At 65.2% G+C, this 20,922-nt stretch carries 20 protein-coding genes and 2 pseudogenes; 13 read left to right on the top strand and 9 right to left on the bottom strand.

Translation table 11 applies throughout. The features are described 5' to 3' along the window. The first annotated feature begins 124 nt into the window (after nt 1-124). Nucleotides 125-361 carry a hypothetical protein gene (locus QRN11_RS01605; RefSeq protein ID WP_091419481.1) on the top strand — a complete coding sequence of 79 codons (237 nt, stop codon included), beginning with the start codon at nt 125-127 and terminating at the stop codon, nt 359-361. A gap of 101 nt (nt 362-462) precedes the next feature. Here the strand turns inward: QRN11_RS01605 and QRN11_RS01600 are convergent, their stop codons facing one another. The 4 genes from QRN11_RS01600 to QRN11_RS01585 all read right to left on the bottom strand — a co-directional run bounded on the left by QRN11_RS01600 (nt 463) and on the right by QRN11_RS01585 (nt 3,515). Then, nucleotides 463-750 carry a MoaD/ThiS family protein gene (locus QRN11_RS01600; protein ID WP_091419479.1) on the bottom strand — a complete coding sequence of 96 codons (288 nt, stop codon included), beginning with the start codon at nt 748-750 and terminating at the stop codon, nt 463-465. Beyond that, nucleotides 743-1,849 carry a WD40/YVTN/BNR-like repeat-containing protein gene (locus QRN11_RS01595; RefSeq protein WP_285249596.1) on the bottom strand — a complete coding sequence of 369 codons (1,107 nt, stop codon included), beginning with the start codon at nt 1,847-1,849 and terminating at the stop codon, nt 743-745. The genes QRN11_RS01600 and QRN11_RS01595 overlap by 8 nt, the downstream gene beginning before the upstream one ends. Before the next feature lie 66 nt (nt 1,850-1,915). Further along, entirely contained in the window at nt 1,916-3,238 is a 1,323-nt protein-coding gene (epsE, locus tag QRN11_RS22485; protein WP_350223961.1) for an exopolysaccharide biosynthesis GT4 family glycosyltransferase EpsE, read from the bottom strand. A gap of 76 nt (nt 3,239-3,314) precedes the next feature. Continuing rightward, nucleotides 3,315-3,515: a hypothetical protein gene (locus tag QRN11_RS01585; protein ID WP_091419476.1), complete on the bottom strand. Its 201-nt coding sequence runs from the start codon at nt 3,513-3,515 to the stop codon at nt 3,315-3,317. Between the two features lie 277 nt (nt 3,516-3,792). Between QRN11_RS01585 and QRN11_RS01580 the strand changes: the two genes are divergently transcribed. From QRN11_RS01580 to QRN11_RS01555, 6 genes are all read left to right on the top strand, one after another. Further along, a complete protein-coding gene (locus tag QRN11_RS01580; RefSeq protein ID WP_285249594.1) occupies nt 3,793-4,509 on the top strand; it encodes a hypothetical protein in 717 nt (238 codons plus the stop codon). Between the two features lie 113 nt (nt 4,510-4,622). Next, nucleotides 4,623-5,447 carry a class F sortase gene (locus QRN11_RS01575; protein WP_285249593.1) on the top strand — a complete coding sequence of 275 codons (825 nt, stop codon included), beginning with the start codon at nt 4,623-4,625 and terminating at the stop codon, nt 5,445-5,447. A 54-nt stretch (nt 5,448-5,501) separates the two neighbouring features. Further along, nucleotides 5,502-6,020 carry a universal stress protein gene (locus tag QRN11_RS01570; RefSeq protein WP_285249592.1) on the top strand — a complete coding sequence of 173 codons (519 nt, stop codon included), beginning with the start codon at nt 5,502-5,504 and terminating at the stop codon, nt 6,018-6,020. Between the two features lie 273 nt (nt 6,021-6,293). Continuing rightward, nucleotides 6,294-6,653: a metal-sensitive transcriptional regulator gene (locus QRN11_RS01565; protein ID WP_091419471.1), complete on the top strand. Its 360-nt coding sequence runs from the start codon at nt 6,294-6,296 to the stop codon at nt 6,651-6,653. Between the two features lie 84 nt (nt 6,654-6,737). Then, nucleotides 6,738-6,977: a heavy-metal-associated domain-containing protein gene (locus QRN11_RS01560; RefSeq protein ID WP_091419470.1), complete on the top strand. Its 240-nt coding sequence runs from the start codon at nt 6,738-6,740 to the stop codon at nt 6,975-6,977. A 36-nt stretch (nt 6,978-7,013) separates the two neighbouring features. After that, nucleotides 7,014-9,470 carry a heavy metal translocating P-type ATPase gene (locus QRN11_RS01555; protein WP_285249591.1) on the top strand — a complete coding sequence of 819 codons (2,457 nt, stop codon included), beginning with the start codon at nt 7,014-7,016 and terminating at the stop codon, nt 9,468-9,470. Nucleotides 9,471-9,473: 3 nt separating this feature from the next. On the opposite strand, the gene QRN11_RS01550 is transcribed toward QRN11_RS01555, so the two are convergent. Beyond that, nucleotides 9,474-9,746 (bottom strand): DUF2277 domain-containing protein, encoded by a 273-nt coding sequence (locus tag QRN11_RS01550; RefSeq protein ID WP_091419467.1) that lies wholly within the window; start codon nt 9,744-9,746, stop codon nt 9,474-9,476. 212 nt (nt 9,747-9,958) lie between these two features. On the opposite strand from QRN11_RS01550, the gene QRN11_RS01545 reads away from it, so the two are divergent. After that, nucleotides 9,959-10,225 carry a WXG100 family type VII secretion target gene (locus QRN11_RS01545; RefSeq protein ID WP_091419465.1) on the top strand — a complete coding sequence of 89 codons (267 nt, stop codon included), beginning with the start codon at nt 9,959-9,961 and terminating at the stop codon, nt 10,223-10,225. Nucleotides 10,226-10,303: 78 nt separating this feature from the next. Here QRN11_RS01545 and QRN11_RS01540 read toward each other — a convergent pair whose 3' ends face one another. Then, nucleotides 10,304-11,347 carry an EamA family transporter gene (locus QRN11_RS01540; protein ID WP_285249590.1) on the bottom strand — a complete coding sequence of 348 codons (1,044 nt, stop codon included), beginning with the start codon at nt 11,345-11,347 and terminating at the stop codon, nt 10,304-10,306. Between the two features lie 71 nt (nt 11,348-11,418). Between QRN11_RS01540 and QRN11_RS01535 the strand changes: the two genes are divergently transcribed. Then, the gene (locus QRN11_RS01535; protein ID WP_091419462.1) at nt 11,419-11,964 is read left to right on the top strand and encodes a CGNR zinc finger domain-containing protein; all 546 of its coding nucleotides are present in this window, start codon (nt 11,419-11,421) and stop codon (nt 11,962-11,964) included. Between the two features lie 88 nt (nt 11,965-12,052). Here QRN11_RS01535 and QRN11_RS01530 read toward each other — a convergent pair whose 3' ends face one another. The 3 genes from QRN11_RS01530 to QRN11_RS01520 form a co-directional block, all read right to left on the bottom strand. Further along, nucleotides 12,053-12,412, bottom strand: coding sequence for a hypothetical protein (locus QRN11_RS01530; protein ID WP_285249589.1), 360 nt, complete (start codon nt 12,410-12,412; stop codon nt 12,053-12,055). A gap of 106 nt (nt 12,413-12,518) precedes the next feature. Further along, nucleotides 12,519-13,109, bottom strand: coding sequence for a hypothetical protein (locus QRN11_RS01525; protein WP_285249588.1), 591 nt, complete (start codon nt 13,107-13,109; stop codon nt 12,519-12,521). 25 nt (nt 13,110-13,134) lie between these two features. After that, on the bottom strand, nt 13,135-14,487 hold the full coding sequence (locus QRN11_RS01520) for an MATE family efflux transporter (protein ID WP_285249587.1): 1,353 nt from the start codon (nt 14,485-14,487) through the stop codon (nt 13,135-13,137). 108 nt (nt 14,488-14,595) lie between these two features. On the opposite strand from QRN11_RS01520, the gene QRN11_RS01515 reads away from it, so the two are divergent. The 4 genes and pseudogenes from QRN11_RS01515 to QRN11_RS01505 all read left to right on the top strand — a co-directional run bounded on the left by QRN11_RS01515 (nt 14,596) and on the right by QRN11_RS01505 (nt 20,905). Next, nucleotides 14,596-15,030 carry a DoxX family protein gene (locus tag QRN11_RS01515; RefSeq protein WP_285249586.1) on the top strand — a complete coding sequence of 145 codons (435 nt, stop codon included), beginning with the start codon at nt 14,596-14,598 and terminating at the stop codon, nt 15,028-15,030. Nucleotides 15,031-15,485: 455 nt separating this feature from the next. Beyond that, nucleotides 15,486-17,339: pseudogene (locus QRN11_RS22610) on the top strand (SGNH/GDSL hydrolase family protein); the annotation flags it as partial. Nucleotides 17,340-17,969: 630 nt separating this feature from the next. Beyond that, a pseudogene (locus QRN11_RS22605) lies at nt 17,970-19,784 on the top strand (rhamnogalacturonan lyase); the annotation flags it as partial. A 149-nt stretch (nt 19,785-19,933) separates the two neighbouring features. Then, complete coding sequence (locus QRN11_RS01505; RefSeq protein ID WP_285249584.1) at nt 19,934-20,905, top strand: acyl-CoA thioesterase; 972 nt, start codon at nt 19,934-19,936, stop codon at nt 20,903-20,905. Nucleotides 20,906-20,922 lie beyond the last annotated feature (17 nt).

The raw sequence follows: 20,922 nt of genomic DNA, 5'->3' as shown, positions 1-20,922 counted from the left end.
GAAACAGCTCCGGCCCAAAGAACTAACCCGCGCCTAACCATCAGGAAACCAGGGCGCAACATTGCCCCTCCACACTGGTAGTGCAGGCAAGAGCCAGCACCAGCTCCAGCCAGGAGGTCCCGCCGTGTTGAAGAAAGCAGCAGCCCATGTAACCCGGGTCCGCACATTGGACCAGCTCCGCCGCGGCGATGAAATTGAAGCCCGCCTCTCGGTTGGCCCTTCCTACGACGACGTAGTGATCCGCCGGGGCAGGGTCCAGGAAACAGCGCCGGGAATCGGTGTGGTGTGGATCCAGGACAGGATCACCGGCCTGCGCAAAGCAATCAATACGGACGAATGCAGCGTATGGCGGGTCGCCTGAGCCGGACTCCCCGTACGGCCGGAGAAGCCAGGCCACAGCTGCGGGTGTAGTCAGTAAGGACTGCCCGCAGCTCTGCGAACCCTGAGCGCCCGGCCGTGGTGTCAGCCGCCCGCCACTGACTGGATGACCAGTACCTCCTGGCCCGGCGCCACTTCAGTGTCCAGGCCCTGCAGCCGGCGCACCTCGTCGCCATCCACGTAGACATTCACGAACCGCCGCAAGGCTCCCGTCTCGTCCCGGAGCCGCCTGGCCAGCACGGCGAAGTCGGCGGTAATGGAATCCAGCAGTTTTGCCACGGTCACGGGCCCGTCGGCGGGCGCAGTCAGAACCGACTGCCCGCCGGCCAGTGGCTGCAGGATGCTGGGCAGCACCACCGAAATGTCAGGCACCGGCCACCACTGCCGCCCGCACGCACAGGACGTCGGGCAAGTGCGACGCCACTTCCGTAAACGTCTCCCCTTCGTCGGCGCTGGCGTAGACCGTACCCCCGCGCGTTCCAAAGTAGACCCCTGCCGGCTCCGCCGTATCCACCGATGCGGCGTCGCGCAGGACGCTGTTGTACTCGCCGGTGGGCAGCCCGTTGTCCAGCCTCCTCCAGCTGCCGCCGGCGTCATCCGTGCGGTGGACCGCCAGTTCTCCGTTGGGCGGGATACGCTCGCCGTCTGCCTTCAGCGGCACCACCCAGGCCGTTCCTTCCCGCCGCGGGTGGGTCAGCATCACGAAGCCGAAGTCTGCCGGCAGGCCCTCGGCAATGGAGGTCCAGCTCTCCGCGTTGTCATCCGTGCGGTACACCCCGTGGTGGTTCTGGGCATAAAGGCGGCCGTCGACGGCGGCATCCGCTGCGATCTTGTGCACGCATTGTCCAAACTCGGGGTTGGGATCGGGCATGAAGTAGGCCGAGATCCCCTTGTTGCGCGCCTCCCAGGAAGTGCCGCCGTCGAGCGAGCGGTAGACACCGCCGGTGCTCATGGCAACGTGGACGGTTTCACCTGCGGGATGCACCACGATGGAGTGGGCGGCCGCGCCGCCGTAGCCGGCGCCCCAATCGCTGCGGTGCGGGTGGTCCCAGAGGCCCCGGTTCAGCTCGAAGTGTTCGCCGCCGTCCGTGGACTTCCACACGGATATAGGTTCCGCACCTGCCCAGACCACTCCGGGGCGGGACTCGGCGTCCGGATAAATCTGCCAGATGCGTTCCAGTGCGGCGCCCGTGTCTTCGGGAAACGTGATGGCACCCTGTTCGGGCTCGGACCAGGTGGCGCCGAGATCGTCCGAGTGGGCCACCGTTGGCCCCCAATGCTCGTTCCGGACACCCACCATGATCCGGGTGCGGCCTTCCCGGGTGTCGATCCCAAGGCTGGGAATCTCACTCATCAAAAAATGCGGGCCGGTGAAAGACCATTCGCGCCTGTCCGGGCTGGTGGCCAGCCACAGGCCTTTTTTGGTTCCGATCGCTAAGACAAAACTTCCTTGGGTTGCCATGCCCACCATGCAACCACCGCCCCGGGCAGGCCGCAACGTTTTTAGGGGTACAGCGCCAAATGGTGGTGCTGGTTTTCACCGGGCAGTCATGGGCCGAGCCAGCTCCAAGAGCACCTCAGCGCTGTTGGGGGCGAGGTCACGTGCCTCCGCGGTAGCGGCAGCAGCGGCTGCGAGAGATTCGGCAAGCTCGGGATCGCGCAGAACCCTGGAAACGGCGGCAGCCAGGGAGGGGGGATCGGCGACGGGGAAGAGTACGCCATCGGTACCGTCTTGAACCAGCTGCGGGTTGCCTCCCGCATCTGTGACCACCGTTGGGAGGCCTGCAGCCATCGCCTCCATTACCGCTACGCCAAAGGGCTCGCCCAGGCTGGCCAGAACGAATGCATGCGCCCTGTGAAGCCGGTGGATAACTTCCGTCTCCGGTATCGCACCCAGGAGCTGTACGCTGCCCTCAAGGCCCAGTTCGCGGATCAGCCTCTCCAGTTCCCGCCTGTATCCATTGCCGCCCGCCTCGTCCTCGCCAGCGATGGCACAGTGGACGGGAAGGCCGCCATCCCGCAGCAGTTTTATTGCCTTGATGAGGTCAGCATGTCCTTTTGCCGGGTTCAGTCTTCCGCAGGAGAACAGGTTGATCTGGCCTTCACCGCGCCAGGTGACGTAAGGCATTTGCCGTCGTAGCCGGTAGAGTCCAACACCCATTCCGCAGAGCGGAAGACGGTCGGGAAGTGTTGGGACAGCTGCTTGCAACTCGCGGCGGAATTGCTCCGTAATCACGATTCCAGCCTTGGCAGCGCTCCATTTGTCCTGTTGGTCTGGCCCGTAATCAGACAGCCCTCCATGCAACGTAAGGCTGAACGGGCATGAGCCAAAGATCCGGGCGAACCGTGCCACGTCTGCAGCTGACGCACATGAATGAACATGCATGTGATCCCAGCGCCGCAGCCGGGACAACTGCGCCAGCCGGGCGCCGAGGAGGACTGCAGCCAGAAGTGGGCCACGCGTCCCCAGGGTGCGTTCACTTCGGAACACCTGCACCGCCGCGCTTGACCAGGCCACGGGGCCTGCGGCGAGCATCCTGCCCAGGGCACCAAGCAGCGCTGATGTACGGAGTGGGAAGAGGTAGGTGGTGGATGCCCTTGCTTCAGCGCTCCATTCGTGGGATTGCACCTGCACAGCGGGGGCGCGTGTGCTCACTTGGTCGACGTGGGCACCGAGACGTTTCAGCTCATGCAGTTCCCGCCAAAACATGATGTGTGTTTGGCCGGGGAATTCCGGGACGAGGTAGCCTATGCGGATTGAAGACCGCCCTGCCCCGGATGATCTCTGCTGACCCGTTTTCTTTCCTTTGAGGTCGTCGCGGAAAGGGACTCCCCCGTTGGAGCTCGCTTCGGTTGCCATGCGCCCATGCAACCAGCGCGGCGGGAGGGTGGCAACGGTTTGGACGTCGTCCTGTGGAACACCGCAGCTGTGGGTGTCAGTCCACGAACTCCGACTGCGTCTCGATGAAGTCCCAGTCCGCCGCCGTCAGCACCGCGGCGGGGTTCTCCGGATGGGGACCACCGGCCTCAGCGATCCCCTGGAGGACCGGAAGCGGAAGTTCCCCGGCACGAAGGTTCTCCCGCAGCCACTCCTTGCTCGCGAGGTCCAGGTCCAGCCACCACATGAATATTTGCATCTGTCCACGCCCTTTCGTCCAATTCAACGTTAGGCGTGGGTCCGGCGGGCTACAAGGGATTGGGAGCGCGGGCAAGTAGGGCTGCGGAATTTTCGGGTACCCACAAGTAACCGGCACTTCGGCTGTCCCGGAAAGACGAGTACCGCCTACTCGCGACTGGTTCCTGCCGCCCGCCTAGCCTGAAATCTCAAGCAAGCTGACCGTGCTGCTGGGGCATTCGGCGCAATCGCTACTCCTCCTCATCATGGTCCGTTCAATACACACTGGGGAGAAAACAATGAAACGTACTTTTGCCACTCTGGGGGTTGTGGGGCTGGGGCTGGGGATGATCAGCGTCACGGCGCCGGCCATCGCAGCCTCCGAGCGGGTTGTCGTTTGCCATACGGACGGGTCAACCTGGACACCGCTGGAGTTCAGCGTCAACGGCGTCGGGGGCCATGATCAGCATGCCACCGACATCATCCCGCCGACTCCGAAGGCACCGGAAGGCAAGAATTGGACGAACGCCGGAAAGCTGCTTTACATCGCGCAGTGTGCTGAACTTCCGGCTGGTGAGGAGCCACCGGTGGTTGAGCCGCCCGTCGTGATCCCGCCCGTGGTGGAGCCACCCGTGGTGAACCCGCCGGTCGTGGAACCGCCCGTCGTCGAACCTCCGGCGGTAGTCACACCCGTCGTGGAAACTCCTGTGGTTACCCCTGTCCAGCAGGCCGCGGTGGTTCCGCCGGCTGCAGTCCCGCCGGCAGCAGCGCCCGTCGTCGTTCCTCAAACCCCGGCGGTTGTCCAGCCGCCCGTAAGCCAGCCCCGGCAGCAAGCCGCTGCAGTTGCCGGCGCAGGAGCAACGGCCAACTTGGGGACCAACCAGGGCTACAACGCCCAGACGGCGGTGGGCGGCTCCAACAGCCCGTCCTGGCTGGCAGGCGTGGTCGCATTGTTGGCAGCAGGTGCGGCAGTGGCTTTCCGCCGCAGCCGCCGTACGCAGCTCCTGGCCGATTGAAACAAACCGGCTGACACCGGTTGCGCCGCAAACCGCGGCTTCCTGACAGGAAGGCGTCCCGCCAGTGCCCGGCGGGGCGCCTTCCTTTCTACCTGCAAGTGTTGAGGAGCAGCATGTTCAAGGAACGCAGCCGGCACGTGGTCCGGAAGGAGCGCAGGCGGCGGAGCTGGAACCGGGGAGACCTGGCCATCCTCCTGTTCGGGGTTCTGGCCTTTCTGTCCCTGACCTTCGGCGCACCGCTGTTCCACCACATGCAGGTGGCTGCCGGCGGAAACAGTGCAGTGCTGGGATCTCCGGCGGCCGGGATCGTTTCCCGGGACGCCGCCCCTAAGGCCACGGAAACGGCGGCAGCAGGGGGGACCAAGGCGGCGGACGGAACCGGGGCAGACGGTTCGGTCGCAGACGGCTCGGGGGCGGCTGAAGGGCAGGCGCAGGCCCTGGCCAATTCGGCCCTCCAGCCACCCTTGCCTCTCCAGCCGCCTTCCCCGGCCCTGCCGGCAGCGGCTGAACCGCTGCGTATCCGCTATGCCTCCGCCGGGCTGGACATTCCGGTCCATCCGCTTGATGTGGATGCTGCAGCCCAAGCCAGCCAAACGGTGGAGCCGCCGGCCACCAAGGACGGCTACTGGCTGACACCCTTTGGGAGCCCGGGGCAGGGATCAACAAACACCACATACGTGATCGGACACAGCTGGGAAGGTGCGGACGCACCGTTCAACCACTTGAGCTCAGCGGCGGCTGTGGGCGACAGGTTTGAGGTGGACACCGCAACCGGCACCATCCCCTACACGGTGGACAACGTGACCACCTACGTGAAGTCCAGCCTTAAGGACAGTCCCATTTGGAGCATCGTGCCAAACCGGCTGGTCCTGATCAGCTGCTTCACGGAGGACCCCTGGGGCAAGAATGTGGTGGTCACGGCTTCACCCGCTTCGTGACGGGCCACACTGATTGCCCTGTTCAAAGGCTGTCCGGGAGGCCGAGAATGAGCTATGACATCAGATCGGTTCAGCGGTACATCCCCGCTGCTGGTAGGCATCGCGCCCAAGCAGCATCCTGAGGTGCTGCAGACCGCCGCGATCCTCGCCGCCCGCCTCAAAAGGCCGTTGCTGTGCGCTTACGTTGACGAGGCCAGCTACCTGGTGGAATGGGATCCTGCACGCTCCGCCCACCGGCTCTCCCTCCACCCGGACACGGACGACGACGAAATCAGGGCTGTATCGTCCGAGCTGCGGGGTGCCATAGAAGCAGCGATGGCCGACGTGCCAGCCGAAGCCGGGCGCACAGAGTGGACATTCCGCACCCTTGCGGGTGATCCTGCCCGCGCCCTGGCCAGGCTTGCAGCAGAGAGTGATGCACCGATGATTGTGGTGGGCAGCTCGGAGCGGGGGTTCACCCACCGGCTTACCGAAGCCCTCAATGGGTCAGTTGGAGCATGGCTGGTGCACCACCAGAGCCGCCCGGTACTCGTAGTTCCCTACCGGATGCCGGCCCATGAGGACCGGACTTGACCCTTCGGCAGCATGCTGTTCGAGCCGAATTAAGAGCGAAGAAAGTAAAGCGAAAGTAGTTATTCGATGTGCTGGCGGAGGTGACTACCACCCAGTAAGCTGAATCAAGCAGGCCGGTTCCAAGGAGTTTGGACGCCGGTTTTGCCCAAGAGCTGCTCCGGAGTGCGTATCCCCCAATAACGCACTCCGGAGCTTTTTTATTGCCCCCGAATGTACTGAATACCCCCAGGGGGTACTTGCGGTATACCCCTTGGGGGTATTACTCTTAAAAACATGAGCGCAACGGAAGAAGCAGTGGCGGATGCAGCTGTTGAAGCTGGCACGGACCACGAAGGGGCCCAGCACGGCTACACGGGGAACAAGGACGCCTATCTGCGGCGCCTCAAACGCATAGAAGGCCAGGTACGCGGGATTGCCCGCATGGTGGATGAGGACAAGTACTGCATCGACATCCTCACCCAGGTATCCGCCGTCACCAAAGCCCTGCACGCCGTCAGCCTGGGGCTCGTGGAAGAGCACATCGGCCACTGCGTCGTGGGGGCCGCCGCCGAACCGGACCCGGGCCTGCGGGCAGAAGCGATCGACGCCAAAGTCAAGGAAGCCGCCGATGCCATCGGCCGGCTCCTGCGGTAACCCCGAATTCCGCATCACCAGCCATCCGGCGAACGCCGGCGAACGAACCGGCCCACTGTGCCGGCCGAACAACAAGGAGCAGCCATGAGCACCACCTCCCCTACCACCACCACTGTCAGCGTTTCCGGAATGACCTGCGGCCACTGCGTCTCCGCCGTCAGCGAAGAACTTGAGGCCCTTGCAGGCGTAGAGGCAGTGGACATCGAACTCAACGCCGGCGGTATCTCTACCGTCACCATCACCTCCAGCGACGATCTGTCGCCGTCCGAAATCGGCGAAGCAGTTGCGGAAGCGGGCTACCTGGTGGTTGCCAACGAAGCCTAAGCACCGGCACTGATACCAGCAAGGAACAGGGAACACATGAGCAACCAGGACCTCCTCCACCAGCCAGGAAACCGGGTGGTGGAGCTCGACATCGAGGGCATGACCTGCGCATCCTGCGTTAACCGCGTGGAAAAAAAGCTCGGCAAACTCGAAGGCGTCCAGGCCCTGGTCAACCTCCCCCTCGAATCCGCTCATGTAACAGTCCCCGAGGGCATCACCGACGAGCAGCTCACAGCCACGGTCGAGGCAGCAGGATATAAGGCCAAAATCCGCGCGGTCCCAGGAACTGTCGCCCAGTACGAGACTGGCACACTGAATCTGTCAGCGTCGAGCGGTGACGGCGGGGACTTGCGGCAGCATGCGTCTAAGTTGGGCCCCCGGCGGCAGGGTTCCTTGGGCGAGCTTGCGAGGCCAGGGTACCGCCGGGGCGGAACGAGCGAGCATGCAGAGCAAGTCACCGGCGGCGCCTCACATGGCGCCCAAGGTGCAGGTGCCCGCCTCCGTCCACGCCTGGTCCTGGCCGCCCTCTTTACGGTGCCGGTCTTCTTGATCTCGATGGTCCCCGCCTTCCAGTTCCCCCAGTGGGGCTGGGTGGCCGCCGCGCTGGCCCTGCCCGTGGTCACCTGGGCTGCCTGGCCGTTCCACCGTGCGGCCGCCATCAATGCCCGCCACTTCGCGTCAACCATGGACACGCTGGTGTCGATCGGGGTGGCCGCCGCTTACCTTTTCTCAGCCTGGCAGCTGTTCTCCGATCCCCTGCTGACCCAGCACCCCGGCATGGAGGGAATGGAGCAGGGTGGCCTGTATTTCGAGGTGGCTGCCGTTGTCACCACTTTCCTGCTCCTGGGCCGCTATCTCGAAGCCAACGCCAAGCAAAAGGCGGGCGACGCCCTGCACGCCCTCCTGAGCCTGGGCGCGAAGGACGCCACCATACTCAAGGACGGCCGGGAACGGAGGATCCCGGCCGAACAGCTCCAGGCAGGCGATGTCCTGGTGGTCCGTCCCGGCGAAAAAATTGCCACGGACGGCGTTGTTATCGACGGGTCATCTGCGGTGGACGCGTCACTGGTGACCGGCGAGTCGGTGCCGGTGGAGGTGGGACCGGACAGCAAGGTTACCGGCGCCACCATCAATACCTCCGGCCGCCTGCTGGTCAGGGCCACCCGCGTGGGTTCGGAAACTACCCTGGCGCAGATGGCGCGCCTGGTGTCCCAGGCGCAGACGGGCAAGGCTCCCATCGCGCGCCTCGCGGACCGCATCAGCGCAGTGTTTGTTCCCGTGGTCCTGGCCATCGCCGCGCTCACCTTTGTCCTCTGGCTCCTCGTTGCTGGTCCGGGAGCCACGGGCGGGGGGCTGCGTTCGGCCTTTACGGCCGCCGTCGCCGTCCTGGTAATCGCGTGCCCGTGCGCCCTGGGGCTCGCCACTCCCGTTGGCCTCCTCACCGGGACGGGCCGTGGCGCTCAGTTGGGCATCCTGATCAAGGGTCCGCAGGTGCTTGAAGACACGCGGACGGTGGACACCATCCTGCTGGACAAGACAGGCACCGTCACCACCGGCGCGCTGGCAGTCGATTCCACCCTCGCTTTCGAGGGGTTTGCGGAGCGCGAAGTCCTGCTGCTGGCGGGCTCCGTCGAGGCGGCCTCCGAGCATCCGGCGGCCCGCGCCATTGCCGCCGCTGCTGCCCAGGAAGCGCGCGGAGATCACCCGGAAACGTACGACGGCGGACACCTGCCGGCGGTGCAGGACTTCCGGTCGGCGCCGGGCGGCGGCGTCGCGGGAACCGTTGGAGGCAAGCAGGTCACCGCCGGACGCACCGGCTGGCTTGGGCAGAACGGTATCGCCATCACCTCGAACCAGGCACAGGCCCTGGCAGCGGCGGAAGCTACCGGCGCCACTGCCATCTGGGTGGGGGTAGACAGCTCAGTTGCCGGGATCATCAGCCTTCGCGACACCATCAAGCCCGGCTCAGCCGCCGCGGTGGAACGCATGAAGGCCCTGGGCCTGCGGCCCCTCCTGCTGACCGGCGACAACGCCGCCGTCGCAGCGCAGGTGGCAGCCGCCGTCGGCATTGATCCCGCAGACGTCTACGCCGGGGTGCTGCCCGAGGGCAAGGTGGAAGTGGTGAAGACACTTCAGGCGGGCGGCGCCACGGTGGCGATGGCCGGCGACGGCGTCAACGATGCTGCGGCGTTGGCCCAGGCCGATCTCGGGATTGCCATGGGATCAGGCACCGACGTTGCCATCGAGGCGGCGGACCTGACCGTGATGGGCAACGACCTGTCGCAGGTGGTCCAAGCCATCGAACTGTCCCGCAGGACCCTGGCCACCATCAAAACCAACCTGTTTTGGGCCTTTTTCTACAACGCCGTGGGCATCCCGGTGGCCGCGCTGGGCCTGCTCAATCCCATGATCGCCGGCGCCGCGATGGCAGCCAGTTCGGTCCTGGTGGTTGCCAACTCGCTGCGGCTGCGCAATTTTGGCAGGAAGGCCTAGCGCTCAGGCAGCGCCGTAGCGCACGGCCGCGCGGGCCCTTGCCTTCGCGGCCTCGGCATCCCGGTCCTTGGGCGGAGCCTGGGAGACCAGGGAATCCAGGAGGTGCTGGGTGATGTGGGCGATCTCGTGGACTGCCTCCTCGAAGGCCTCCTGGTTGGCCTTGGACGGCTTGGTGCTGCCGCTGACCTTCCGCACGTACTGAAGCGCCGCGGCGTGCACCTCCTCGGAGGTGGCGTGGGGCTCGAAGTTGTGGAGGGTTCGGATATTCCGGCACATACCGCCATGCTAGGCTCTGGATCGCCAAGGATCGACCCCTCCACAAACATTGGTGAAACTCCCCTCCATGGGGAGTACGGCATGGGCAGGGGTGCCCATCGACACTGTTTTGGGGGCCGGGATAGGTTTGAGGCATTGGATCTTCCGGAGAAGCCGGGGGGCCGCTGGGGACGCCGACCTGGTTCGGATCCACGATTTACAAGGAGAAACTCATGGCTATTTGGGGTGCAGACGTTGAGCAGCTTCGCCAGCTCGGCGGAAAGCTTGAGCACGGTGCTAGCGAAATTGAATCGCAGCGCAATAAGCTCACCAACTTCCTGGACCAGGTCGACTGGCGGGGACCGGACGCGGACAAGTTCAAGGACCAGTGGCGCGGCGAGCACACCTCGAAGCTGAACCAGGTTGCTGAAGCCCTTAGGGAAGCCGGCAACCGGGCAAAGCAGAACGCCGAACAGCAGACGCAGGCTTCGCAGGGCTGACGTCTTCCCTGGGAAGCGTCCGGAAGGTCCGGGCACCGCAAGGTGTCCGGACCTTCCGGCTTTAACGGACAGCCCCCACTAAGGGACGGGCTCGACGTCGTTCGCGTGTTCCAGAGGCGACGCGGCCTTGGGTGCCGCCATGGACCCAGCGGCCGGCCCGGCAACGGGCGCGCGCAGTTCGTCGAGCCGGACCAGGATGACGCCCCCCACGATCAGCGCGCCGCCCAGGAGCTGGATGGCGGCGGGAAGTTCGCCCAGCAGCAGCCATGCCCAGATCACGGCGAAAAGGACTTCGGTCAGCGATACGAAGGACGCCACCTTGGAGCCCAGCGCCCGCGCGGCCATAATCCCGGAAACGTATGCCAGCACGGTGGCCAGGATGATCAACCCGGTCAGCGATACCCACCAGGGCGTCACCCAGGGACCCAGCGTGGTGTCGGCAGTACTGAAGGCCATGGGCAACAAACCCGTGGCAGCTGAGAGCCACATCACGGCGGCGCCCACCAACAACCCACCGGAGGCCAGGACGATGGGCGGAAGCGAGTCGTTCTCCTTGGCGGTGATAAAGAAGTAGATGGCGAGGCAAACCGCGGCGGCGACACCCCAAAGGACACCCACGGTGTCGATCTTGACCGCACCGGTGAGATCAAGGACCAGGACCAGGCCGGCGAGCGACAGCAGGGTTCCCCCGAACGTCAGAATCCGGGGGCGCTTCCGGCTGGCCGCCCAGAGCCAGAGCACGATGATGACAGGTGCCAGGTATTCCAACAGCAAGGCAACCCCCACCGAGAGCCTTGCCACGGCGTTGAAGTAGAACAGTTGGCACGCCGCAACGCCGATCAGCCCGAAGAGCAGGATGGTTACCCAGTTGGTCCGGAGTTGATGCCAGCGGCCGCGGAGGGCGACAACCGCCGGCACGGCGAGGATCAGGGCCGCGCCAGTGAGCCGTGCGGTGACCGCCGCGCCCGGGGACCAGCCGGTTTCCAGTAATGCCTTGGCAAAAGATCCGGATGTGCCGAAGACGGCAGACGAGAACAGTGCAATGCCCAGGCCGGAGGCGAGGAAGTTGCGCTTGCTGGCCTTCGCCCCAAGCTTCGGGATGCGGCTGTGTGCGGCAGGCATCGTCGCCTCCTGTCAGGAGTAAAGTAGGGTGATGGTCATGACAGTACGGGACAGCGCTGTAAGGAGTCAAGATGGTTTTTGCCCCTGACACTGAGGTGGCCCTGCGCACGGTGGTTAATCTGATTAATTCGGCGGCCAACGGAACTGAGGGACTGGAGTCCACTGCGGACCTGGACCGGTTCCTCGCAGCTGAGGGATTCACCGGATCCCGCACCCGGGACCACAACGAGCTGGTTAGCGTGCGCCAGCTTCGCCAACAGCTCGCGGAATTGTGGACGGCGGACGAAGGATCCGCCGTCGAGACAGTCAACCGGCTGCTGCGGGACGCCAACGCACTGCCGCAGCTTGTTAAACACGATGACTGGGACTGGCACCTCCACGCCACCACCCCCGACGCCCCGCTGGTGGACAGGATGAGCACGGAAGCCGCGATGGCGCTGGCCGACGTCATCCGCGGCAAAGAGATGGACCGGATGCGCATCTGCGAGGCCGAGGACTGCGATGCTGCCGTGCTGGACCTCAGCAGGAACAGGTCCAAGCGCTACTGCGATACAGGAAACTGTGCCAACCGGGCGCATGTGGCCGCCTACCGGGCACGTCAGGCGGCGTCTGCTTAACGGGCGGCTCTATCCAAGGGGCGCTTTGTCTAAGGGGCGCTTTGTGTAAGGACGGCGCCCGCCCTGGATGATGCCTGGCCAGGGACGCTCAGCGGTCCCCGGGGTTCTCCTGATCATCCGGAGCGGAGGCAGGGCCCTGCGGGCCCGGACCGCCGAAGCCGTGGGACGGCTTGGGGGCCGAACTGAGGTTTACACCCGAGCCCTTGCCCAGGTGTTCGGCGTTCTCCTTGTGGCTCATGGAGAGCATCGCCGCGATCACCAGGGTAACAATGAAGGCGATACCGGCAGCGGTGAAGGCCAGGTCGAAACGGGGGGCGCGTGCACTGCCGCCGGAAGCGAAGATCACCACAGCCAAAAAGGCCACGACGGCCCAGAATGCGGAGAACATCAGCGGGCCCTTCACCGAGGTCCGCACCTTGCGCGGATGTCCTGGTTGCTGGTCTGCCACGGTGATTCCTCCCTGCAGGCGGCACGCCGGCCGGCCTGGTTTTGCTTAGTGCGGTGGTGCGTCCGGACCAATTTTCTACGAGCAGTAGAACCGGACACTTCCTAGTTTACGGCGTTCCTGCAGTGCTGCGGGCATCGTGCCGGATGCTCAGCCCTGCCAGCGCCCACAGCACGCCGGAGATGACGGCGCCGCCACCGGCCACGCCGAGCAGCGCATGGGCGCCCAGGCTGATGAAGAAGGGCAGGATGGCTGCGGTGCCCAGGCCGATGATGCCCGAGGCAATCCAGTCCCGGGCCAGCACGTGCCGGCCCCGGAATTTCAGCCCGCAGAACAGCTCGAGCGCTCCTGCCACAGCCAACCCCAGGGCAGCGATGACACCAAACAGCAGGTCCCCGTGCAGCAGAAGCAGCGCAACGCCTGCGCCGGCAAGCACGGACCCGGCAGCGGAAAGCAGTTTGTCCGGGGCGCTCTCCCGCTGAAACCCCGATGCCCGGATACCCCAGACCAGCAGGACGCCGGTGGCCAGCAGGTAGAGCCCGCCGGACCAGCCCATAACCTCTATGGACGGGGCCGCCCAGAAGATGGTGACAGCGCCGAACACCAGTGCAGCTGCGGAGCGGAGGAGGACCGGCTTCCACAGGTCAGCCCTGGGAGCCGTTCCGGGAGCAGTGTCTGCAGGGGTTTTCGGTTGGGTCACCGGTCCAGTTTAGTGGCGGTCCGCGCTAGGGCGAACCCAGCACCATCCAGCGGTCGGAACGCGCTCGGACGCCAAGAGTGACGGCGCGGGCGGCCATGTAACCCAGTGCGAAGGCGGCCCACAGCCAGCCAAGTCCAGGCGCGCCCGCAGCGTGCGAGAGTGCCACCGCAATCAGCAGCGGCACGTATACGGCCAGGTTCACCACACCGGCCAACGCCAGGTACTTGGCGTCACCGGCGCCGATCAGCACCCCGTCAAGCACAAAGACGTATCCCGCGATCGGCTGGCCGGCAGCGAGGACCCACAAGGCAACGGCCAGGACTGACTGAACCTGCGGGTCGGACGTAAAGAGGGCGCCCGCCCAAGGCGCCGCAACGGCCAGGAGTGCGCCCGTCACCACACCGAAACCAAGCCCCCAACGGGTCATGGTCCCGGTCAACAACCGTGCCTTATGCGGATTGGAGGCGCCCAGCTCCTTGCCGATCAATGCCTGAGCCGCAATCGCGAGCGCGTCCAGGGCGAAGGCCAGGAAAGAGAAGATGGTCATGGCCAGCTGGTGGGCCGCCAGGTTCACGGCTCCCTGCGCTGTGACCACAAGGACGGTGGCCAGGATGGCAATGCGCAGGCTGAGCGTGCGCAGCATCAGCCACGATCCGACGCGCGTCATGCTCCTGATACCGCTCCAGCTGGGCAGCAGGCTCACGCCGTGCGCCCCGGCATTGCGCTTCACCATCACCAGGTAGACCGCGGCCATGGCCCATTGGGCCACGCTGGTGCCCACCGCGGAACCCGCGACGGACCAGCCCAGCCCGTACACCAGCCACAGGTTCAGGACAATGTTCAGCGCAAAACCCGCCGTGGCCACCACCAGGGGAGTCCGGGTGTCCTGGAGGCCACGGAGCAGCCCGGTGCCCGCGAAGATGAGCAGCATTGCCACCAGGCCCGGCATCGACCAGCGGAGGTAGTCAACGGCAAAGGAGCGCACCTCGCCTTCCGCGCCCAGCAGGCCGATCAGCGGATCGGCTGCCACGAACCCGGCCACGGCCAGGACAACACCCAGCAGCAGTGCCAGCCAGACGCCGTCGCGCCCGGCCGCCAGGGCCTTACCGGGCTGCCCGTCCCCCATGGCCCGGGCCACCGCAGGGGTGGTGGAGTAGGCCAAAAAGACCATCAGGCCGACGGCGGTGTGCAGCGCTGCCGTTGCCAATCCGACGCCGGCCAGCTGGGCTACGCCGAGGTGGCCAACGATCGCCGAATCCGCGAGCAGGAAGAGTGGTTCAGCGACGAGAGCGCCAAAGGCGGGTACCGCCAGCCGAAGGATCTCGCGGGTATGTCCTTTCGGTGGGGCGGCCGGCGCCGGCGCAGGTAAGTGGGGCACCTTGCCAGCCTAATCGGGGGTCTGGTTGTATCCACGCCGGCATGACAAAGCCCACATTATGACGCTAATAGTTGACTCTTCAACTATTAGCAGCGAGAGTTAATACCCATGAACCAGTCACGACTTACCACAACCGCAATCACTGCCCTTCGGATCATCCTGGGCTTCCTCTTCGCAGCGCACGGTTGGCAGAAGTTCAACGAGTGGACCATCGCCGGCACGCAGGCCTCCTTCGCCAAGATGGGTGTTCCCGCAGCAGAAGCAGTAGCGCCCGCCATTGCCGTGCTCGAACTGGCCGGCGGCATCGCCCTGATCCTCGGCATCCTCACCCGCGTGGTGGCAGCACTCCTGGTCCTGGACATGCTGGGAGCCCTGTTTATGGTGCACGCTGCTGCCGGCGTTTTCGCCGCCAACGGCGGCTACGAACTGGTCCTTCTCCTGGCGGCGGCCGCGTTCGCCTTGGCTCTGACCGGCGCTGGCCGCCTGTCCATGGACCGCGCGCTCTTTGGCCGCAGCAACTCGAAGCTGGCCGTCCTGGCCTAACCTTTCCCGGCTCCGGGGCCACGCGCCCGGAAACCTCACGACGGCGGATGGGCACTTGGGTGCGCATCCGCCGTCGGCATTTAACACGAACTCTGACGAAGGCGCGAACAGTTCCAAACAAGTAGTCCCAGAAAAACTCACGGAAAGTTGGGAAAACGCTTGCCAGAGTCCTTTGCCGGCTGATAGACCAATAACTGCTGCAGCGAGAGTTGCATCACTATCCCAGGTCTCAGCTAGTTCGAATCATCACTCGAAACCTTCAAACCCGTAAGGCGCCATCGTCGGCGCGTTGCGGTTTTGAATCGTTCCAACCTTCCTGGGTACCGCTTGCCACCGCTCATCGAAGGAGATGTCCGTTGAACAAATCCCCGCAAGAAGCCCCACAATCCCAGCAACCACCTCCCTCCCGACGGGACCGCCGGATCCCAACCGCCGCAAAAGCCGTGACAGCCGCCATGGCCTCAGCTGCCATCGCCTTCACCGGCCTCCCCGCAGTCCAGGCGGATACCGCGCTGCCGCCGGTGGGAAGCGGATTCAAGTTCGATTTCGGTCCCGGTGCCACAGCGGATGGCTACACCGCTGTTGCCGCCGGCACCCAGTACTCGACGGCCACAAAGTTCGGCTTTACTGACACCGCGGTCACCTCCGGCGCAGACCGGGGCACGGGGGATGCGCTGCGCTCCGACTTCGTGCAGGCACAGGGCAGCACCTTCCTGGTGGACCTGCCCAATGGCGACTACACGGTCAAGCTCATTGCCGGCGACGCCACGGAGGCCACGAACATCGCCATCACCGCCGAAGCCATGGCGAAGGTGCAGGCAACGGACAAGCCTGCCGGCCAGTATCTGGAAATGGAATTCCCCATTTCGCTGGTTGACGGCCAGCTCAACCTCGATTTCAGCGGCACCGCGGCCAAGATCAATTCGCTGGTCATCTCCGCCCGCGCTCCCCGCACCGCCACCACGGATCCCGGCGTCTACCTCGCCGGCGACTCAACGGTGCAGACCTATGATCCCGGTTTCGCTCCCCAGGCCGGATGGGGCCAGATGATCGAGCGCTACTTCGATGAAAAGGTCTCCTTCAAGAACCACGCCATCGGCGGCCGCAGCTCCAAAAACTTCATCAGCCAGGGCCGGCTGGACGAGATCCTGCGGGTCATCAACCCCGGCGACTACCTGATGGTCCAGTTCGGCCACAATGATGCCACTATCGGCGTGGATGACCGTTATGCCTCCCCCGCCGACTACAAGGAATACCTCCGCACGTACGTAAACGGCGCGCGGCAGCGCGGCGCAACACCCGTCCTGGTCACGCCCGTGGGCCGCCGGGACTATGACGAAGCCACCGGCAAGTTCAACGTCAGCTTCCCCGAGTACGTCGCCAAGATGCAGGAACTCGCCGCCGAGGAAAACGTGGCCCTGGTGGACCTGTCCGCCTCGAGCCGCGCCTATTACGACGCCATCGGCCCGGAGGACACCAAATCGGTCTTCCTCCACGTCGATGCGGGCATCTACCCGAACCGGCCCACCGGCACGGTGGACAACACCCACTTCCAGGAGTACGGCGCCATCCAGATCGCCCGGCTCGTGGCAGGCGGAGTGAAGCAGCTCAGCGTTCCGCTGGCCGCACGCGTCAAGGAAGTCGCACCGCCGTCGTCCGTTCCGGCCAAGCCGCAGGGCGTGGTGGCCGGCAGCGTCTCCAACGCCGGGGCATTGTTGAAATGGCAGCCGGTTGACGGTGCGGACATCTACAAGGTGTACCGGAAGCTGGCCGCCGAGCCGGACAGCGCCTACAAGCTCACCACCACCTCCACCGTACCCACGGTCAACCTTTCCGGATTGACCGAAGGGACTGCCTACAACGTCCGCGTGGCCGCGATGAACGGCAAAGGCCTCTCTGAGCCCAGCGACACGCTCACCGTGACCACCAAACAAGCCAAGTACAAGTTCGACTTCGGGCCTGTGGGAGCACCGGTCGAACCCGGCTACACCGAGGTCAACCGGACCATGGGCTACACGGCCCAGCGCGGCTTCGGCTTCAAGGACGTCTCGGTGCTCAGCGACCGGGACCGTGGCGCCGTGACCAGCAACCTGCTGCGCGACTTCGTCCTCAGCGGTTCCAGCTTCGAATTCCAGCTCGACGTCCCCAACGGCACCTACGCCTTGAAGACGTACCATAGCGACTGGATCGGCTCCACCCGAACGGACGTCGCTGCAGAAGGAACCTCCTTCGGACAGGTGTCCTCGAGCAGGGCGTCATCAGCAACAAAAATCATCAACCAGGTCCTGGTCTCGGACGGACAGCTGAACCTCACCATCAGCGGCTCAGGGCAGCGGCTCAACGGCCTGGAGGTCACCCCACTGCTGGTGGGCCCCACCAACCTGCACACGACTGCCGTCAATGCCGCGGCAGAACCACCCACCGTTGACCTCGCCTGGGACGCTGTGGCGGATGCCGCCAGCTACAAGGTGTTCCGCCAGGCCTCGTTCGACGCCGAACCCCGGCTGATCGCGGAGAACGTGACCGCGGCGGCCTTCCAGGACACCACCGCGTTCGCCGGACTGAAGTACAAGTACTTCGTCACCGCGCTGGACAACACCGGGCTGGAATCGGTGCCCTCCAATACGGTGGAAACCGCCTTGGTGGACCCCGGCACTCGCGTCCCGGCAGCCACTGCCAAGGTGGACGTCAAGGCAGTGGAGAAGACCAGTGTCACGCTCAAATGGCAGAAGGTTTCCGGCGCTGCGGCCTACCAGGTCTACCGCTCCACCTCCCCCGACGGTCCTTTTGAGTACGTGGGCCGTGCCAGCGAGGTCAACTACACGGACTACACCGTGCTGACCACCATCAAGTACTACTACCGCGTCACCACCGTGAATAAGGGCGGCGAATCAGCGCCGTCCCCGGTGGTGGGGACTGAAAAGGTCACCGTGGTGAACCGCCAGATGGAGAAGCTGGACCGCGCCCCCGTTGCGTTGCTGACCGGCGAAGGGGTCCGGGTGGGCTGGCGCATGCTCGGACTCGACCCTGAGCAGATCGGCTTCCACGTGATCCGCGACGGCGTCCAGCTCACCGATGAGCCGATCCGCAACAGCACCACCTTCCTCGATCCGGCAGGAACGGCGTCCTCCAGGTACGTCATCAAATCCGTGGGCAACGGCGGGGACCAGCTCACCGCGGAGTTCACGCCGCTGGCCCGGGACTACCTTGCCATCAAGCTGGACAAGCCTGCCGACGACTACACCAAGGACGGCCAGCCGTACAGCTACTCCGCCGGGGATTCGAGCGTGGCAGACCTGGACGGTGACGGCACCTACGAGGTCCTCCAGATGTGGTCCCCGTCCAACTCCAAGGACAACTCGCAGGCAGGCTACACCGGTACTGTCTACGTGGATGCCTACAGGATGGACGGCACCAAGCTCTGGCGCATCAACATGGGCCCGAACATTCGTGCCGGCGCCCACTACACCCAGTTGCTCGCCTACGACTTCGACGGCGACGGCAAGGCTGAAGTTGCGATGAAGACGGCGGACGGCACGCGTGACGCCGCGGGCACCGTGATCGGCAACCCCGGCGCCGATTACCGCAACAGCAGCGGGTACGTGCTCACGGGGCCGGAGTACCTGACCGTGTTCCACGGGGCCAGCGGCACTGTGATGGACACCGTTGCCTATGATCCGCCGCGCGGTGACGTGGGGGCCTGGGGCGACACGTACGGAAACCGCGTGGACCGCTTCCTCGGCGCTGTGGCCTACCTGGATGGTGAACACCCGTCCATGATGTTCAGCCGCGGCTACTACACCCGCGCCGTGCTGGCCACGTACGATCTGGTGGGCGGCAAGATCACCAAGCGCTGGGTCTTCGATTCGGATATCAGCGGCGCCCAGTACCGGAGCCAGGGCAACCACAACCTGTCCGTGGTGGACGTGGACGCCGACGGCAAGGACGAGTTTGTCTTCGGTTCCATGACCATCGATGACAACGGCAAGCCCCTGTACACCACCGGCCTGGGCCATGGCGACGCCATCCACACCAGCGACCTCGACCCGTCCCGGCCGGGGCTGGAGACCTTTGCCGCCCACGAGGATATGGGCTCAAGCGGCAACAGGGGCGCCACGTTCCGGGATTCACGGACCGGCGAGGTGCTCTGGAGCATCCCCGCCACCAAGGACACCGGCCGCGCGGCCGCCGGCGACATCGATCCGCGCTACGCGGGTGCCGAAGGCTGGGCCATTGGTGGCGACGCGGCCTGGAACTCGCCCGTTGGTGAACTGCGGTCCTCCAAGGGGGAGCTGATAGCCAACAAGATCCCGGCAGCCAACTTCATGGCCTGGTGGGACGGCGACCTGCTCCGCGAGATCGTGGATCATGACTGGAACGCTGCCACCAGCACGGGGACGCCCAGCATCGCCAAGTGGAACTGGGAGACCGAATCCAGTGACAGGCTGCTGACGGCCGCCGGTGCCAAGTCCAACAACAGCACCAAGGGCAATCCCGCCATCCAGGCCGATCTCCTGGGTGACTGGCGTGAGGAACTCGCCTGGCCATCGGCTGACAGCACAGAGTTGCGGATCTACACCACCACCGCGTCCACTGACGTCCGGCTCCGGACCCTGATGCATGATCCGGCGTACCGGCTTTCGGTTGCACGCGAGAACATCGCCTACAACCAGCCGCCGCACCCCGGCTTCTTCATCGGTAAGGACATGGAGCTTCCCGCGCAGCCGGATATCGTCTACACCCGCGCCGGTTAGCCTTACCCGCCACCAGCTGGCCCGCCCGCCTTCCAGCGGACGGGCCAGCTGTGCTTAAACGCTGTTGCGGCTGCCGCTCTGGCGCCGTGCCAGCACCTGGCGACAGGCCCCAACCGGCAGGTAACCAGGAGCGTCAGTATGATCGCACCATGACTGACGCCGGCACTGCCAACTCCGTGACCCTCCGCTTCCTGGCCGCCCCCATGGACGTGGGCCACAGTGGCTCGGTGGATGCGGGAACCGTCCTCGAGTGGGTGGACAAGGCTGCCTACGCGGCGGCTGTGGGCTGGGCCAAGTCCTACTGCGTCACGGCCTACGTGGGAAATATCCACTTCGCGGATCCGGTGAACAGCGGGGACATGGTGGAGGTCGAAGCCACCATTGTTTACACCGGGCGCTCCTCCATGCATATCCGCACGGTGGTGTCCTCCGGGGATCCCAAGGGAGGCCCGGCCACCATGCGCAGCCAGTGCATGGTGATCTTTGTTGCTGTGGGTGAGGATGGAAAACCCATCCCGGTCAAGCAGTTCGAGCCCGTCACTGCAGAAGAGATCGAGCAGCGGGACCATGCGCTGGCCCGGATAAAGATCCGCGAGCAGATCGTGGAAGCCATGAACCGGCAGGAATATACGGATGCGGGAACGGCAGAGCGGGTCACCCTGCGTTTTATGGCCGCTCCCACGGACGTGAACTGGGGCGGGAAGGTCCACGGCGGCATCGTGATGAAGTGGATCGATGAGGCGGCCTACGTCTGCGCCTCCCGCTACTGCGGGATGGATACCGTGGCGGTGTTCTCCGGCGGCGTCCGGTTCTACCGTCCGCTCCTGATCGGCCACGTGGTAGAGGTTGAGGCCCGCCTGGTGTACACCGGAACCAAGGGCATGCACATCGCAGTCCACGTCCGCTCCGGAGACCCGAAGAGCGGTGAGATGAACCTCACCACATACTGCCTCACCGTGATGGTGGCGCGCGACGCCGACGGCAACTCGGTGCCTGTACCGGCTTGGGTGCCCGTCAGCGATGAGGACAGGAGGCTCCACGCGCACGCACGGGAGCTGCTGGAAATCCGGGGCCAGGCGCCGGGGAACCGGCTGCCCAACCACCTGCTGGCCCAGGGCTGAGGCGACAAGGAGCCAAC

It is taken from the genome of Pseudarthrobacter sp. fls2-241-R2A-168, from assembly GCF_030209335.1.
In the GTDB taxonomy this organism is placed as follows: domain Bacteria; phylum Actinomycetota; class Actinomycetes; order Actinomycetales; family Micrococcaceae; genus Arthrobacter.
The sequence above is the reverse complement of the archived record's forward strand: the minus strand, read 5'-3'. Positions and strand labels throughout refer to the sequence as shown.

What these genes read in the sequence shown, in the direction of transcription:
- QRN11_RS01595 (WP_285249596.1), bottom strand. Translation starts at nt 1,849, where the DNA reads ATGGTGGGCATGGCAACCCAAGGAAGTTTTGTCTTAGCGATCGGAACC.
- epsE (WP_350223961.1), bottom strand. Translation starts at nt 3,238, where the DNA reads ATGGCAACCGAAGCGAGCTCCAACGGGGGAGTCCCTTTCCGCGACGAC.
- QRN11_RS01585 (WP_091419476.1), bottom strand. Translation starts at nt 3,515, where the DNA reads ATGCAAATATTCATGTGGTGGCTGGACCTGGACCTCGCGAGCAAGGAG.
- QRN11_RS01580 (WP_285249594.1), top strand. Translation starts at nt 3,793, where the DNA reads ATGAAACGTACTTTTGCCACTCTGGGGGTTGTGGGGCTGGGGCTGGGG.
- QRN11_RS01575 (WP_285249593.1), top strand. Translation starts at nt 4,623, where the DNA reads ATGTTCAAGGAACGCAGCCGGCACGTGGTCCGGAAGGAGCGCAGGCGG.
- QRN11_RS01570 (WP_285249592.1), top strand. Translation starts at nt 5,502, where the DNA reads ATGACATCAGATCGGTTCAGCGGTACATCCCCGCTGCTGGTAGGCATC.
- QRN11_RS01565 (WP_091419471.1), top strand. Translation starts at nt 6,294, where the DNA reads ATGAGCGCAACGGAAGAAGCAGTGGCGGATGCAGCTGTTGAAGCTGGC.
- QRN11_RS01560 (WP_091419470.1), top strand. Translation starts at nt 6,738, where the DNA reads ATGAGCACCACCTCCCCTACCACCACCACTGTCAGCGTTTCCGGAATG.
- QRN11_RS01555 (WP_285249591.1), top strand. Translation starts at nt 7,014, where the DNA reads ATGAGCAACCAGGACCTCCTCCACCAGCCAGGAAACCGGGTGGTGGAG.
- QRN11_RS01550 (WP_091419467.1), bottom strand. Translation starts at nt 9,746, where the DNA reads ATGTGCCGGAATATCCGAACCCTCCACAACTTCGAGCCCCACGCCACC.
- QRN11_RS01545 (WP_091419465.1), top strand. Translation starts at nt 9,959, where the DNA reads ATGGCTATTTGGGGTGCAGACGTTGAGCAGCTTCGCCAGCTCGGCGGA.
- QRN11_RS01540 (WP_285249590.1), bottom strand. Translation starts at nt 11,347, where the DNA reads ATGCCTGCCGCACACAGCCGCATCCCGAAGCTTGGGGCGAAGGCCAGC.
- QRN11_RS01535 (WP_091419462.1), top strand. Translation starts at nt 11,419, where the DNA reads ATGGTTTTTGCCCCTGACACTGAGGTGGCCCTGCGCACGGTGGTTAAT.
- QRN11_RS01515 (WP_285249586.1), top strand. Translation starts at nt 14,596, where the DNA reads ATGAACCAGTCACGACTTACCACAACCGCAATCACTGCCCTTCGGATC.
- QRN11_RS01505 (WP_285249584.1), top strand. Translation starts at nt 19,934, where the DNA reads ATGACTGACGCCGGCACTGCCAACTCCGTGACCCTCCGCTTCCTGGCC.